General features: G+C 42.4%; 1 protein-coding gene and 1 pseudogene. One reads left to right on the top strand and one right to left on the bottom strand.

The features are described 5' to 3' along the window. The first annotated feature begins 382 nt into the window (after positions 1-382). Positions 383-490: pseudogene (locus U9Q18_02365) on the top strand (Fic family protein). A gap of 46 nt (positions 491-536) precedes the next feature. On the opposite strand, the gene U9Q18_02360 reads toward U9Q18_02365, so the two are convergent. After that, a complete protein-coding gene (locus U9Q18_02360) occupies positions 537-1,682 on the bottom strand; it encodes a THUMP domain-containing protein (protein MEA3313202.1) in 1,146 nt (381 codons plus the stop codon). Positions 1,683-2,344 lie beyond the last annotated feature (662 nt).

Genomic DNA, 2,344 nt, shown 5'->3' with positions numbered 1-2,344 from the left:
CCTGACACATTAAAGCTGCTTTAAATTCTGAAAACCACAAAGAGATGTGGCGGTTTCCTGGGTGCGCTTGATCGCCCTTTTAAATCTTGTCTGATATAAAAAAGATAAATTGACAGGTGAACAAGCACAAGGTATACTGAATTGCAAAAAGAGTATACCTTGGGAGGTGAAGAAATTGTCTAAAGTAACTGCCAAATATCAAGTTACCATACCTGATTTTAAGTATTTCTCTTTTTGAGAAAAAGCCCATTTATCAAGTGCTGGCGCAAAGTAATTACAAAAACGAAATTAATAGTTCACATATCCAATTGAAATTGTTCGAAAGTTAACCGGACACTACTGATAAAGAATAAACGGAAAGATTGAACTCTGGCCTTGTGAGCTTCGAGAACGATGGGCTCACCCTTTTGTCCTTCTGGCCGCCCTGAATCTCGATTTCCTGTGCATTCATCCCTTTCGCGATGGCAATGGCCGAGTCTCCCGGCTTCTTTTGCGTTCTGCTTTTACGATCATCATCCATATTCAGGGTTCAGGGTTCAGTACATCTCATATTTGACTAGTCTGCCGTCAAGCCCGCCCGCCTTGATCGGTTTTTTCCATGATGCTTTTAAGCCGATTTTTTTTATATATCTGCGTTCTCCGAAGTAAATATAAGCAGTTGAACCTTTGCATTTCTGTTTAAGAAAATCACCGAAATCTTTGTAAAACGCTTCAAGATCCTCATCTCTCCACATTCGAATGCCATAAGGAGGGTTTGTCACAATTACCCGCCCCTCAATGGCAGGCAACTCTCTGAAGTCAGCCTTTTCAATTTTTACATTCTTTCCGTAATTAATCCCCATTATGTTTATCTTAGCCGCATCGACAGCTTCTTCAGACAGATCACTGCCTGCAATCAGACCTTGCGGCAGCTCCCGGATTCTTGCATCAGCCTCTTTTTTAACCTGCTTCCAGATAGAACCGTCAAAGTCAGGCAGAAATTCAAAACCGAATTTGTTTCTAAAAATGCCTGAAGGAATGTTGCAGTACCACATGAGCGCTTCGCACAAAAGTGTTCCCGAACCGCACATGGGATCATATAAAGGGACAGACCCGTTCCATTCTGTAAATCGGATAATCGCTGCCGCGACAGTTTCCTGCATGGGCGCTAATACTGTCTCCTCTCTGTATCCTCTCCTGTGAAGCGCGCCTCCAGAGGTATCGAGGCTTATTTCTGCCTTGTCATGCCTGATATGAAGATTTAGCAGGATATCAGGATTCCTTATAGAAACATCAGGGCGCTTACCGGTCTTTTCCCTGAAATAATCAGCAACTGCATCTTTGAGGCGGAGAGAAGCGTACTTTGAATGAGAAATATTACTGTCGGAAACAATCCCTGATACGGCAAATGTACTGCCTTGTGCAAAAAAATCTTCCCATTGTATCTGTTTTGCCTTCTTGTACAACATATCGGTATCATGACAATTAAATGATATTAACGGCGCAAGGCACCGTGAAGCAAGCCTTGTCAAATAATTAATTCGATACAGGGTTGATTTGTCCGCTCTGAAATGAATTCCGCGAAACTCCGGAGCAATGTCTTCGGCACCAAGTTCGGCCAGCTCTTCTACACCTGCTTCTTTTACGCCTTCAGCTATCTGAATAAAATAACGGGAATCCCGCTGATACTTATATGCTGCCACCTGCTGTTTATCTCCTCTACATTCAGGTAATCGTTCACAGTTCACGGTTCACGGTTCACGGTTACACATTTTGCAACCATACCATTTGATACCATTAGCTGTATTTGTTTTTATTGTACAAAACCGCTGCTTAAGGATTAAACTTTTTTGTCAAAAAGTACAACCAGAGAAAAACAGCTCTTTCGCTCTTTAGCATTAAATCGGGGTAATTGCTTTGCAGACCAGTCTTTGGATTCCTGCAGGAATGACAAAGGAAATGCGTAAACGCAGACAACCGGATCGGAATGGCAGATGTGATTTATATTTTGCAGAGAGTTTCTGAGCCTTGAGCGACTTGTCGGGGCGTAGCTTGCAGAGCGACTTGTCGGGGCGTAGCCCGTAGAGCGTAGCCAGAAGCCCGAAGCGGGCGGTAAAAAAAACTAAATGATATGGGAACAGTTTCTTGCCTTTTCCCAAGTTTACAGATAAGATATTTTATAAAAGGTGAATAAGTTGTGGTTTAATTATTTCAGTATGTTATGAGAACTTATGGTAACTTCTCAATAAATCCGGGTGGCTAATTCCAGGTTGATTCTCAGTCGGCAAGTGTTTGTTCACCACGAAGTGCACGAAGAAACACGAAGTTATTGTTTTTTATTGGATTTCTTCGTGGCCTTCGTGAT

The organism is Caldisericota bacterium (genome assembly GCA_034717215.1).
Taxonomy (GTDB): domain Bacteria; phylum Caldisericota; class Caldisericia; order Caldisericales; family Caldisericaceae; genus UBA646.
Note: the sequence above shows the minus strand (reverse complement) of the source record. Positions and strands in the feature narration are given on the sequence as shown.